This window comes from Lewinellaceae bacterium (assembly GCA_020636105.1).
GTDB lineage: Bacteria > Bacteroidota > Bacteroidia > Chitinophagales > Saprospiraceae > BCD1.
The window spans coordinates 213,667-226,783 of record JACJYL010000002.1 but is presented as its reverse complement, the minus strand read 5'-3'; the positions used below and the strand labels follow the sequence as shown (position 1 = coordinate 226,783).

7 protein-coding genes are annotated in these 13,117 nt (G+C 45.3%); 4 read left to right on the top strand and 3 right to left on the bottom strand.

Annotation, left to right across the window (positions count from 1 at the left end; all coding sequences use genetic code 11):
* Positions 1-95 precede the first annotated feature (95 nt).
* On the bottom strand, positions 96-2,345 hold the full coding sequence (locus H6571_18345) for a gliding motility-associated C-terminal domain-containing protein (GenBank protein MCB9325704.1): 2,250 nt from the start codon (positions 2,343-2,345) through the stop codon (positions 96-98).
* A gap of 413 nt (positions 2,346-2,758) precedes the next feature.
* Between H6571_18345 and H6571_18340 the strand changes: the two genes are divergently transcribed.
* Positions 2,759-3,709: a hydroxyacid dehydrogenase gene (locus H6571_18340; GenBank protein MCB9325703.1), complete on the top strand. Its 951-nt coding sequence runs from the start codon at positions 2,759-2,761 to the stop codon at positions 3,707-3,709.
* Between the two features lie 81 nt (positions 3,710-3,790).
* On the opposite strand, the gene H6571_18335 is transcribed toward H6571_18340, so the two are convergent.
* Entirely contained in the window at positions 3,791-4,600 is an 810-nt protein-coding gene (locus tag H6571_18335; protein ID MCB9325702.1) for a CPBP family intramembrane metalloprotease, read from the bottom strand.
* Positions 4,601-4,802: 202 nt separating this feature from the next.
* Here H6571_18335 and H6571_18330 point away from each other — a divergent pair, with 202 nt between their 5' ends.
* From H6571_18330 to H6571_18320, 3 genes are all read left to right on the top strand, one after another.
* Positions 4,803-5,675, top strand: coding sequence for a septal ring lytic transglycosylase RlpA family protein (locus H6571_18330; GenBank protein MCB9325701.1), 873 nt, complete (start codon positions 4,803-4,805; stop codon positions 5,673-5,675).
* 240 nt (positions 5,676-5,915) lie between these two features.
* The gene (locus H6571_18325) at positions 5,916-8,837 is read left to right on the top strand and encodes a phosphoenolpyruvate synthase (GenBank protein ID MCB9325700.1); all 2,922 of its coding nucleotides are present in this window, start codon (positions 5,916-5,918) and stop codon (positions 8,835-8,837) included.
* Between the two features lie 2 nt (positions 8,838-8,839).
* Entirely contained in the window at positions 8,840-10,105 is a 1,266-nt protein-coding gene (locus tag H6571_18320) for a serine hydrolase (GenBank protein MCB9325699.1), read from the top strand.
* Positions 10,106-10,172: 67 nt separating this feature from the next.
* Here H6571_18320 and H6571_18315 read toward each other — a convergent pair whose 3' ends face one another.
* Positions 10,173-12,998 (bottom strand): hypothetical protein, encoded by a 2,826-nt coding sequence (locus H6571_18315; protein ID MCB9325698.1) that lies wholly within the window; start codon positions 12,996-12,998, stop codon positions 10,173-10,175.
* Between the last annotated feature and the right edge of the window lie 119 nt (positions 12,999-13,117).

Genomic DNA, 13,117 nt, shown 5'->3' with positions numbered 1-13,117 from the left:
ATAGTGCATATAGTTTTTGTTATAAGGCTATGTGCACTATGTGACTATGTGTTAAGCTTCCGCGGTTTTAGTCAGGCAAATGTCTGGGATACAGTTTACCGCAACAACACAAAATCCCCGGTAAACAACTTAGTGGCTCCGTCGATGAATTCCACTTCAGCGGCGTAGATGAAAGTGGCGGAGTTCATTTCTGCCGTCGTTTTTCCGTTCCAGCCGTAAGCCGGATCGTTGGGCTGGAATCCTGTGAGGTCGAAAACAGGGCTGCCCCAGCGGTTGAAGATGCGAAAACTTTTGATCTCGGCTACATCCTTACCTGCATAGATCATAAGTATATCATTCACCCCGTCGTCATTGGGGGAAAAGGCGTTGGGAATAAAAACTTCCCGCTCTTTGTCTACAAAAATAGTGACCTCGTGTTCGGTTTTACAGCCCCTAAGGTCTTCCACAAAAGCATTGATGGTGGTGGTGCCCAGGGGAAAATAATCGAACTCGAGACAACCTGTGCAGTCAAAAAGACCTTCCGGTGACCAGGTGAGGGTTGAAATTTCTGCTTCCTGGATGTTGAGCTGGGCACTGACGTGTACTTCCTCTCCAAGTTTGATAAAGCGGTCTTCTCCAAGGTCGAGGATAAGATCAAATCCTTCAAAAATGTTGATGTCCTGCTCCACTTCACAACCGGCGGCATCTACCACGTTAAGGGCGTAAACCCCGGAACCAAGAGATGACAACATGTTTGTATGGCCGAATAATCCTCCATCCCAGCTATACTGATAAGGAGGAAAACCTCCTTTTACATCATCGATGCGGATAAAACCATTTGCATCCCCGTAACAGGTAGGGTCTTCCCTGGTGAGTTCCACCTGGATGTCTGAGATTTGTACCACAACTTCTCCACTGCCTGAACATCCGTTTGGATCAGTCACTTCAACCTCATAGGTTCCTCCATTCGTTACGGCAATGGAGGGGGTTTGTGCTCCTGTGCTCCATAAATAGGCCGCCATCCCCGGGGTCGCGGTAAGGGACGTGCTTTCCCCTTTGCAAAGGAAGGCGTCTCCACTTATGGTCACCGCCGGTGGAGGGGAAACCTGAAGGGAAATGGCATCACTTCCCTGGCATCCGTTGTCATCTGTGACGGTGACCGAAAAGTTCCCCGGCGCGGAGGTAGAGAGGGTTTGCTGGTTGCCTCCGCTGCTCCAGGAATACCCTGAATACCCGGGGCCCGCATCGAAAGCAGCGACCTCTCCTTCACAAATGGTCTGATCCCCAGTAATTTGTGGCGTCGGCAAGGGGTGGAAAACGACAGTAACCGACTGGGAACCCACGCAACCGGCGGCATCAGTCACCTGCACCGAATAACTACCCGAAGTGTTGACGTTGATGCCTGATCCGGCCCCTCCGGATGACCAATTGTAGGAAGAAAAGGTTCCGGGAACGGATAGTGATATTTGTTCGCCGGCACAGGCTTCCGTATCACCGGTAATGGTAATTCCAATGGATGCGGTGACGTTGACGGTAATATCGATGCTCTTCTGGCACGCCGGATTGGAAACGGTCAGCGTATAAACAAAACTTCCTGAAGTTCCGGGAGGAATACTGAGCATAGGTACACCCACATTGGTGGCCGAGAGAAAGGCCGATCCGCCGCCAGTGGCGGTCCATAGATAGGTTTCATTGCCATCCAGCCCGCTGATGGAAACGGGCATGGCTACATCGGCAGGTGAGGGGCAAAGATCGAGCGGCCCTTCCTGTGACAACTGGATGTTACATTCCGGAGTAGCGGTACAGTCGAGATAAACGGAGGCTCCACCGCCCCAGGTGAGTTCAAATCCCTCGGAACTGTTGTCGTAATTATCCACTAGTAGGTAATACCCCTCGCCGGGCTGGACGACCAGAGGTGCAACAAAACCATCTCCTGAGGGTGGTTCGCTGACGTCAACGGTGCCATTACCGAGGCCGGTCACAGGACAGTAGAAACAAAAGCTGTTGGCAAAAGAACAACGAACCGGCGCGCCCAGGTTATCACAATGCGGGTCGGGGCCATAAATGGCGAAATCATAATCTTCACCGGCTCCGGCTAAAGGGCTGATGACAAACTCGAGGATACTGTTGGGCGGCATGTCCGACCGGAATTCAAAATAGTACCAGGCACTTTGGTGTTCATCCGCGATGAGACAACCGGAATCATTGTCAGGGTCAGCAAAATCATCCACACCGGGACCGGCAGGATTGTAGGCGATCTGACTGCTGCTGCAAATAACTTCGGCATTGATGCAGTCATTGTTTTGTGAAAAAGCGACGTTGGCCAATAGGCAAACAATTGGAATAATGGTGTAAAACAACCTCATAATCTTATTTTTTAAAACATTAAAAAATAAGGCGTGTTTTTATTTCAGATTAATTATGATTACGGGCATATTTGCATACGCCGAAAACTGTGGGTAATCGTTTTGGAGATAAGCAGGTACTTGCATTTATGAGTGTCGCTTCAATCAGAGATTGATCCACGCAAAATGAAGTTTTCCATTGAGATAAGTTGCTGTGGGATAAAGTTAATTTCCAAAATATTGCATTGGTAAAAAAACCTTATCTTTTAAAAGGTGAAAACAAATATACACTTTAATAATTTTATTCTCCAATAGTGATGTTATTTTTTTGTTAACAATGACAGGTTTGAAATTAAATAGTGATGAACAGCCGGATTACTGTTTGAAAATTTGGACAAAAAAAACCTTGACTTCCTTTTATGAAAAAAATGAATATGAAGCGTAAAGTGCTGTTTATCAATAAGGCCCATCCTTACCTGGAGCAAAGACTCACCCAGCTGGGCTTTGAATGTGAACTGGATGAGGAAAGTTCAAAAACCGAGCTCGAAGCCAAAATAAATGCCTATTTCGGTATTGTGATCCGCAGCAGGGTAGCGGTGGACAGGTCTCTTCTGGAACAAGCCAAAAATCTTTCCTTTGTCGCCCGCGAAGGAGTCGGTACCGAACATATCGACCTGGAATACGCTGCGGAAAAGGGGATTACGGTGATCACTTCTCCTGAGGGCAGCCGCGATGCGGTAGGGGAACATACTATTGGTTTGCTGATCGCTTTAATGGCCAACCTGGCCAGGGGGGACCGGCAGATTCGGGAAGGTCATTGGTTCCGTGAAGCCAACCGGGCCTGGGAGATCAAGGGCAAAACCGTTGGCATTTTGGGTTACGGAAATATGGGCCGCGCCTTTGCCCGGCGATTGAAAGGATTCGAAGCTGAGGTGATCGCTTACGATAAGTATCTTACCGGTTATGGGGACGAAAATGCTCGAGAGGTAAGCCTGGAGACGCTCTTTGAAAAAAGTGATATACTGAGCCTTCACATTCCGTATATGCCCTCCAATCACCATTTTGTGGATGATGCTTTTTTGCATAATTTTAAAAAACCCATTTTCCTGGTGAATACCGCTCGTGGCTTGGTGTTAGATACGGCCGCTTTGGTGGAGCACCTGAAAACCGGTAAGGTGAGGGGAGCCGCACTGGATGTGCTGGAGTATGAGGAAACTTCCTTCGAATTCCTGGACTTTGATCATTTGCCTGCCCCTTTTCATTATCTGCAACAGGCGGAGAACGTGGTGCTTTCGCCCCATATCGGGGGATGGTCTTTTGAATCCAGGGAAGGGCATGCGCGGGTATTGGCTGAGAAAATTGAAGCGAAATTTTGGAAGGAGTGAAAGGATAGCAGGACACAAGGATGAAATGGAATATGAACTAAAATGTGGTTTTCTTTTCCTCCTGGCATGTGGAAACCTTTTTTAGTCTTCCTCATTTTCCGGGAATCCGGAGTTTTCATCGGAAATTTCGGGAGGATATTCCTGGAATCCTTCATCGTCCATGACGGGTTTCGAAGGTGCGGGAGCATTTTTCAGCAGTTGCCAAGCTAAAAAACCACCGATCAGATCGACGAAAAAATGGAGGAGCATCACTTGCCACAATGAGCCTGTAAAATAGTAGATCAGTCCAAAAAAAATGGCCATAAAAAATATTTTGATCATGGCTTTTTTGCCCTGGTATTGGTGCACCAGCGCAAAAATGAGGGTAGGGATGATAATGGCGAGATAGGCGAAATTCTGGCCGACCAGATTATAAAAATAGGTAATAAAATAACCTCGGAAGATAAATTCCTCGCAAATTCCGGCCGTGAGCGCCAACGGGATGAATTGCTTGAATTCCCCGAATGAAACCGGCAAAAAAGGAATATTTTCCTGCCACTCGGTTATGGTTTTTTTTCGTGTTTTCGGGAAGCTCGTTTCATAAACCAGGTCAAAACCGTATAAAAGGACAAATCCTCCAAGGGCCCAGAAAGCATAGGAATTCAAGGACGCTGGCGGCCAGTGTAAACCAAAATCGACGGGAGGCCGGCCCATAAACCAGTTGATGCCCGCCAGAATGCCTGCCATGATCCATAAACTCAGGCTATTACCCAGGTACAATCTGCTTTTCATTATGGGGGTGAAGGTTATTTTTTTCAACATATCCTGGGCCTTCACAGACCTTAAAGGCAGAAGAATGCCAATAATGAAAATGAGAATGTGATCTATAATATTCGGCGTAAATTCGAGCATTTATTCTTTTCTGATCAATCTTTATTTCGGTAAAAAGCCTAAAGATAATTCTTGTTTTGCATCTTGAATGCTTATTGTGTAACTTTGTAAGTCAGGGGCTTACCTTATGTGTAGCTAAAAGGCTGCCGATTCTGGTTTTATATAAAATTCAGGTTTGCCATCCTGTTAAACTATGTAAGAACATTACTTCAATTACCGATCTATGAAATATTTTTTTTCTTTTCTTTTGGCGGGGGTGTTTTTTTATAACCTTACCGCACAATCCAATTACGAAACAGGCTATGCCATTTATTATGCTGATTATCTCAATGGCCGGCAAACAGCCTCCGGCGAGGTCTTCAGCCAGCAGGAACTTACCTGTGCTCATAAGACGCATCCCTTTGGCACCTTGTTAAAGGTCACCCGACAGGATAACGATATGTCTGTAATTGTTCGGGTCAACGACCGGGGTACTTTCTGTGAAGGTTGTGTAGTGGATATTTCCAGGATTGCGGCAGAAAGGTTAGACCTGATCAAAGCGGGAAAAAAGATGGTTAATGTTCAGGTGGTGGGGTTTTCCCGAACCAACCCAAAAGTATTGAGTACCTGGTCAGATGTTACGGGACGTGATCCGGTTAGTTATGATAATGCCCCCCGTAAGATTATTGCTACCCCCCGGGATAAACTCGTAGCCAAGGGGGAAACTTCGCCGGCTAATACCCAGGTAACACCACAGCCCCGGCAAGCCCAACAGGTGCCAAAAGAAAGCCCTAGAACTTATTCGGCCCCGCCTGCGGTAAATAATGTTGCCACCACACAGGAGACTGAAGCCGTAAAATATTTACCCTTGGGACAAACAGGCTATTTTATCCAATTGGGCGCCTATACTTTGGAATCCAATGCGCAGCGGACCCTTGTGGACCTTCAAAGGAAGGGCATGAAATACCTTTACCTGCAAAAAGGATCCACCCGCCCGAATGAATCGGTCACAAGGATGTTTTTGGGGCCCTTCAAAACCCAGTACGAGGCCAACAACTATTTGAGGGATACTTGCCCAAAATTCGGGGTTACGGGCATCGTAGTGTTGCTTAATTAAGACGATACCTCTTAATCCGATTTTTTGCAGTCAAACTAGGGATCAACAAAAATCACATGACGTCCTCCCCGGCATTCGGAAGGAGGCGAGGGATGAATTTTTACTGATCACAAAAAAGCCTTGATCGCCGGGTGCGTTCAAAGGTTTCTTTCCTGGAAGCAATCCCTGGAAAATAATAAATTCTATTTAAGGTTACTGTGGACCATAAGTGGAGTCTTATAAGTGGATAAAAAATATACCATGAGAAAAATACTATTATTCCTTTTAATTGCAGGTTTTGCCCCTGGATTTTCAAACGTCATCAACGGACAGACTCCTGTAACCAATGAAAAGATCGCAGCGCGGATCGCGGCTTATAAACTCGATACTCGCGGAACCTACAAAAGCATTAGGTGGTTCTGCAAAGACGGCAGCATCCGGCAGCCAAAAGATCCCTGTCCTGATTCGCTGGGGGGAGGTGTTCAGCACGCTACCTACAAGGATGAGGTGACTTCTCTTTGGAAAAGCAACCATATTTTTTTAGGACAAATTCTGACCCCTACGGAAAAGGAGGCATTCTGGGATGCTTCCAATAACCATTCAAGGTTGAAACAATATCAACTGGGTAAATACCTGGCCTCCATAGATGATGGCTGGGTCAATCAAAAAGGACAATTTTACCGGGGTGCGGTGCAGATTGAAGATGAACAGGAGTGGGGAATGAACTTTTTTTCCTGGTTGCTGGCCAAAGATGAGGTGATCCGGAGTGAATATTTTATGGTCATGCAATCCCTTAAGGATATTCCACACCAGGCAGATGATAATACCTCCCAATTGATGCGGGCACAATCCAAAGTGATCTCAGATCTTTATCCCAAATTTATGGACCTCAGGGTAAAGATCCACAACAATCCCGAGGCGGTTGATATTGAGAAGGTTATCCAGTTCAGGAAAGAGCATGAATCGAGGTTGAACACCGATATTTCCAAAAAAATGGATGAGCTGGTGGCGACCATGACGAAGTTTCACCAACCTGTTGATCTTAAATCCATCGGAAAAAAGGTCAATGCTCTCAGGGTTAAAACACCCCTTGTGGAAACCCTTAAATCCTATGTTCAAGAGTATAGCGAAAACACAACCCCTGCTTCGCTCACTACGGCAACAGGGGGCTTACTTTTTCAGATTCGCCAGCAACTCCCCAATGAAAAAAATACTGTTCAGCGGTTACGGATACTTGATATTGCAACGCAGCTGGAGACCATTGTCTTTAAACAGGCTGCCTTGTGGAATCCGACCACCGTACGTCAGCAATTGGAAAAAATCTATGCTTTAAGTATGGCCGCTACGGGATCTGGATCCATTGAATTTTGGGAATGGGACCAGGTGAAAGGAGTTTTAAAACCCTCTTCCACCGAGAGTCTTACACTTGGTGAACTGACCGATAAACTCGAAGCAGCCAGGAGTCTTGTGGAATGGAGCACTGGTATGGTAAAGGCCGTTTATCAGGAGGAAGTCAATACGTATACCGGCTTTGAACCAAAGGCCTATAGTTTTATTGATGATCGCATTCGCTCTACGGTCTCTCTGCAATTGGGGAAAAGTGTCGGCGAACTGGGGGCTTTTATTGCCAGGGAGTCCTCCCTGACCAACAAAGTGATGGACCTGGGGAACCAGAGTTCTTTCCGGGGGCTAAACCCTGGTTACGCCTATGGCGAACTGGTAGTGGTGAATGGTTCTCCCGAAGGCGTGAAAATCGACGGGGATAAAATTTACGTATTTGAACGTCCCCCTTCGGACTTAAAACCGGTAGCAGGCATTGCCACGGTGGCCGAGGGAAATATTGTTTCCCATGTGCAGCTGTTGGCCCGGAATCTTGGCATTCCCAACGCGGCATTGTCTGATGAAAATCTTAAGGATTTAATGGCTTTTAACGGGACAAAAGTTTTCTATGCAGTGTCCAATAAAGGTAATGTGATCCTAAAACCGGCTACGGAAATGTCCCCGGAGGAATTGTCCTTGTTTGCCAAACAATCGAGAAAGGAAGAAAAGATCGCCGTGCCCGTAGAAGCCATCCGGCTCGATCAAAAAAAGACCTTGAACCTGCGCGAGGTGAATGCGAAAGACTCAGGAAAACTTTGCGGACCCAAAGCGGCCAACCTCGGGCAATTAAAGCAAATGTTCCCGGACAAAGTGGTCGAAGGTTTTGTCATTCCTTTCGGGATATTCAGGGAACATATGGATCAGATTATGCCGGGTCAGGATAAATCCTACTGGCAGTTCTTAAGCGATATGTTCATTGAGGCTGATGCACAAAGTAACCAGGGCATTGCAGAAAATGAAATAGAGCTTTTTCAACTGGGGCAACTGGAAATTTTACGGGCAGCCATTAAAAAAATGCCTTTAAATCCGGACTTTATGGCTGAAATAGAAAAGGATTTTCAATCCATCTTCGGAAAACCTTTAGGAACAGTACCCGTTTTTCTCCGAAGTGATACCAATATGGAGGACCTGAAGGATTTTACCGGAGCCGGGCTCAATTTAACGATATTCAATGTCGTTGAAAAAGAAAAAATCTTACAGGGCATTAAAGATGTCTGGGCTTCTCCTTATACGGAACGCAGTTTTAAATGGAGACAAAAATACCTGTTGAATCCTGAAAACGTATTTCCGTCAATCCTCGTTATTCCTTCTGTGGATGTCGATTTTTCAGGGGTTATGATCACAAAAGGTATTGTATCGGGAAATGATAATGACCTGACCATTGCCTTCAGCCGGGGAGCTGGCGGAGCCGTTGACGGTCAGGCGGCAGAATCTTACCTGGTAAAAGAAAGTGGTGGTTTTCAACTGATTGCTCCGGCCAGGGAACCTTATCACAACCGACTTCCCGAAAAAGGCGGAACAGCTAAGAAACTTTCCACTTTTGAAAAACCTATTCTCAGTGAAAAAAATATCCAGGAAATCCAGGAATTTGCCGGCGAAATCAGGAGAACTTATGCCGAACGAACGGGTTCCTCCTATGCAGGAGCCTATGATGTGGAACTGGGTTTTAAAGAGGACAAATTGTGGTTGTTCCAGATTCGTCCTTTTGTGGAGAATAAAAAGGCATTGGGCTCGGAATATCTCGAATCCATTACGCCAAAAGTGGACAAATCGAAAGAAATTCAATTATCCGGTAAATTATAACCATGATTACTAAAATAATAAAAATAGCGGTCCTTGCGCTTGTTTGTATGGCCTTTTCCATACCGACTGATTACCCCATTGATGGCTACGAAAGTACCGGGATCAGAAGGCTGAAACGCTTACAGCTTTCCGTCTCCGGTGATCTGCCGGATGCCGGATTACCCAAGGGAGCCTTTAAATCAATCAATGACATCAAGCTCCAGCTCACCTCAAGAAGCGAGGATTCGCTCCAATACATTTTGGTGAAGGATGCTGCCTTCCAAAAGAAAATTGAGGCTTTATTTCCAAGGCTGGACAAAAGTTACTCGATAACCGTCCTCGATATGACCCGTCCGGATACCCTGCTTTATGCCCAGCAAAATGAAACAAGGGGATATCAGCCTGGAAGTGTCGGCAAACTGGCCGTGCTCACGGGATTATTTGTTCAGCTGGAAAAAATATGTCCTGATTCCTTTAGGGATCGCACCGAAATTTTGAAATCAAAATCAGTCCGGGCAGGCCAATGGGCCCTGACGGATGAGCATACGGTACCTGTTTTTGACATTAAGACCAACAAACTGGTGAAACGCCAGGTGGTGGCCAGCGATGTGTTCACCCTTTATGAATGGGTGGATCATATGTTGTCCGTTAGCAATAACGGGGCAGCCAGTGTGGTTTGGCGCGAGGTCCTGCTGATGGCAGCGTTTGGGGAACGTTATGAGGAACTTACGGAAAGTGAGGCGGATGCTTATTTTAAGACAACTCCAAGAAAGGAACTCACCGACCTGGCCAATGATGTAGTAAACCTTCCGCTTCGTGACCTGGGTATCACGGAAAACGAATGGCGCCTGGGTAGCTTTTTTACAAAAGGGGCCAACAACTACGTAGGAGATAAAGGTGGCAGTATCGGTACCCCTTTCGGGTTGATGAAATGGCTGGTGCAACTGGAGCAAGGCAAAATTGTGGACGAAGCGTCAAGCCTTGAGATGAAGCGACTGATGTATATGACTGACAGGAGAATCCGGTATGCTCAGGCCCCTCAACTCAAGGAAGCGGCCGTGTATTTTAAGTCGGGGAGCCTGTACAAATGTGACAAGACCAAGAATCCCGATTGCGGCAAATACCAGGGAAACGTGTATAATTATATGAATTCCGTAGCCATCGTCGAGCATCCTGACGGAACGAAATACATGGTTTGCCTGATGACCAATGTATTAGGTAAGAATTCGGCAAATGATCACATGTCCCTGGCGGGAAATATCGATAAAATCATCAGAAACAAAAAGTGACGGGAATTAGCCACCCTGCTTTACCTGAAGCAAAGGGTATTGAAAACCTGTTCCTGACTACTGAATATTAAGTGGTGGGATTCAAAGCCTCGTAAGCTTTTTGGGCAAAACTACGGATCTTTGGGTCATCATTCGTGAGAAGGCTTTCGATTAGCCGGGTATATTTAGGATCCGCTTTTTGTTCAATAAGGAATAAGACAGCCAATTTAAGTTTCTGGTCTCTTCCGTTTAAAATATCCTGGAGACACTCAAATTCGGAATGCCTGTTTTTGCGGATCATTTCTATCACTTCTTCAGAGGAGGTGTCGAGCACGCTGGATTCGATAATGGGAATGAGGATGCTTTTTAAGTTTGGGTTGAGCAGGTTGTCCAAAAATTCTATGGCCTGGGTTCTTTTTTCCTGTTCGCTGCTTAATATCCCATTGTAAGCCATTTGTACATCCCTGGGAGTGTACTGTAATTCCAAAAGTTTAAAAATTCGCTCGAGTCCTGCGTCGAGTCGGCGTTCCAGGAGTTCCAGCAGGCTTTCTCTTGCTTCCATTTCCTTGCCGTAAAAGGCTTTTTTAAGTTTTTTTTGTTTCAGGTAATAAACAATGATTTGAGTATGCATGGCATTCAATGTCTTATTATAAAGCTGACATTCTTCCAGGATGGTTTTGGCAATTTGTTTTTTGTCAAAGTGAAGAGCGGGTGCTTCCTTTTTCAAACCGGTCAAAGCGCGAAGACATTCCAGTCGCACGGTTAGATCTTCAGCGTGAATGAGCATGGAAAGGAGCATTTTGATGGCTTCCTGATTTTTAAATTTGGCTATTACGGGGGGGATCAATCTGCTGACTTCCATGGATACTTCATTATTCAGTACCTTATCACTCAGCACATTCAACATTTCTTTTCCGTAAAATGTTAAAGCAGAAGTCGCCTCTACCCTAAATTTTTTATTTTCAAGCAGTAAAAGTAATTTGTCGATAAAAATGGGGTTCAGGGTGTTTCCTGCAGCCTGTATAGCTGCGGCCCTTACTCCAGAATCCGGGTGATCCAATCCATCAAAAATATAGGAATAACCTTCCTTTTGATCGGCGAACCCCACCATTGAAATTAGGTTTTTCAAGGAAGTAAGTTTTTCTTCCTCGGGTAATTTTTCTAATTCAAGCGCCTTTTCTTTCAGCCGTTTTTTTAGCTTGTATTTCTTTTTTAAGGTGTTGTTGCCGCGTGTTTCTTTGGCCAGGCAAAACAACGCCGCCCCTGAAATGTAAGGGTTGGGATGATCGAGATAAGCGTCAAAGACCACATCTTCGTTTTTAACCGCATGCAGTAATAAATACTCCAAAGCGGCCAGGACAACTTCCTCATCCTGGATAAAAAGGAGTTCCTGTACCTCCATGACTATGCTTTGATCATTCAGGAAATAAAGGTTGCGCAGGGCCTCGGCCTTCACGGCGTTAGAGGGATGATGCAACAATTTTGTGATGGTATCCGTGAACCGTTTATCGTTAATTTCCTGGGTTTTGCCCAACATGAAAAGGATTTCTCTTTCGGTTCCGTTATTAAAAACATTGATCATGCCGTTGAGAAAGGATTCTTTGGAGACTTGTTTGGTTTTTTTGACCACCCTGGAAGAAAGGTTGTCCAGGTTTTTTCTAAAAGAGACGAAGTATTCCTTCCTGGCTTTCATGACAAAGTAACCCCAGACGAGAGAGAGCAGTAAAATTAAAGCAGTTATATAAAAAGTGGGCACCTCTAGTCCTTTAATGAAAAATATGAGCAGGAACCCTGCAATCCCCGTGGCCACGCTGTCAACCACCACATCAATGAAAGATTTGGTTTTGTTTTTTAGTTGAAAAGGCAATGGCAGTACCAATAATTCCACAGCGGATTTATTGATTGATTGTTTGAGGCTTCCGTCAGCTGCTTTAAGCAAAATGACCACCCATAATTCAGGAAAAACAAAAAATAGTAAAACCCCCAGAAAAATAGCAGCGGGTAGTAATAACAGGGAAAATCCCACTCCCCAAACACCAACGATCCTCCGGGTGATAAAGAGTTGGATCAATAATGAAATGACATTGAAAGTGGATAACCAGAAGGCGAAAAAGGAAGTAAGTTCATCACTATCGGGTATTTTTTGTACGGCAATATCGCTGAATTGGTAGTCGATCAACCTGGCGGTAATGACTCCTATTCCGATGATCCCGGCGAGGTAACTGAGGTGTTTTGAATTCCGGATGAGCTTGAAGGGGTACTCCGTTTTTTCAGGCATCCTTTTTCTCTGCTTGAAACTGTTGAGGTCCCCCACTTTTTCATGCCATATAATTTTTAGGATGGGAAAACACAATAGAATGAGCAAAGCCGCCAAAAATACCAGGTTTTCATTGCCGATCAGGGGGGCCAGAATCGTCGTAAGGTACCCGCCAAAAATGCCACCGGTTATGGCTCCTGCCCCAATAAAGCCAAAGAGTCTTTTGGCTTCTCTTACGTTAAAAACAAGGTTGGCCAGTACCCAAAACTGGGAGGTGACTAATACCGCGTAAATGGCAACGCCCACATAAAATACATAAAGCACCCATCCCTGCATTTTTCCGAGGTGCAGGAAAACACCCAAAAATATCAGGGAAATAATGGTAAATCCCAGGAAAAAACGAATGATGTAATACAGGGAAAAATATTCGGTGGCCCGGGTATAGAAATAGGAAGAAAATACGGCACTTACGGCCACGAGTAAATATCCGAAAGGAAGGCTGTCAGCCCCCAGTTCAGAGACGAATAATGAATTTACGGTTGGCTTAATGATCAGCAAGGTGGCTATAATCAAAAAGATATAGGTCAGCATCAGAAAGGTAATTCTTAACTCCCCGTCCCTGATATCGAACAACTTTTTGACCGTATTTCTAATCATCGATGACAGCTAATTTGGTGCCGCTTGACCCCTGTAGAAGCGGTAAAACTTCCTGGCTACATAAGTTTTACATGAGGTTTAGAGGTAATGCTTAAAAAATCCTTAGGTCTTAAAGGTAG

Bases quoted from the DNA above. Each gene is read 5' to 3' on its own strand.
- H6571_18345 (MCB9325704.1), bottom strand. From the start codon at position 2,345: ATGAGGTTGTTTTACACCATTATTCCAATTGTTTGCCTATTGGCCAAC.
- H6571_18340 (MCB9325703.1), top strand. From the start codon at position 2,759: ATGAAGCGTAAAGTGCTGTTTATCAATAAGGCCCATCCTTACCTGGAG.
- H6571_18335 (MCB9325702.1), bottom strand. From the start codon at position 4,600: ATGCTCGAATTTACGCCGAATATTATAGATCACATTCTCATTTTCATT.
- H6571_18330 (MCB9325701.1), top strand. From the start codon at position 4,803: ATGAAATATTTTTTTTCTTTTCTTTTGGCGGGGGTGTTTTTTTATAAC.
- H6571_18325 (MCB9325700.1), top strand. From the start codon at position 5,916: ATGAGAAAAATACTATTATTCCTTTTAATTGCAGGTTTTGCCCCTGGA.
- H6571_18320 (MCB9325699.1), top strand. From the start codon at position 8,840: ATGATTACTAAAATAATAAAAATAGCGGTCCTTGCGCTTGTTTGTATG.
- H6571_18315 (MCB9325698.1), bottom strand. From the start codon at position 12,998: ATGATTAGAAATACGGTCAAAAAGTTGTTCGATATCAGGGACGGGGAG.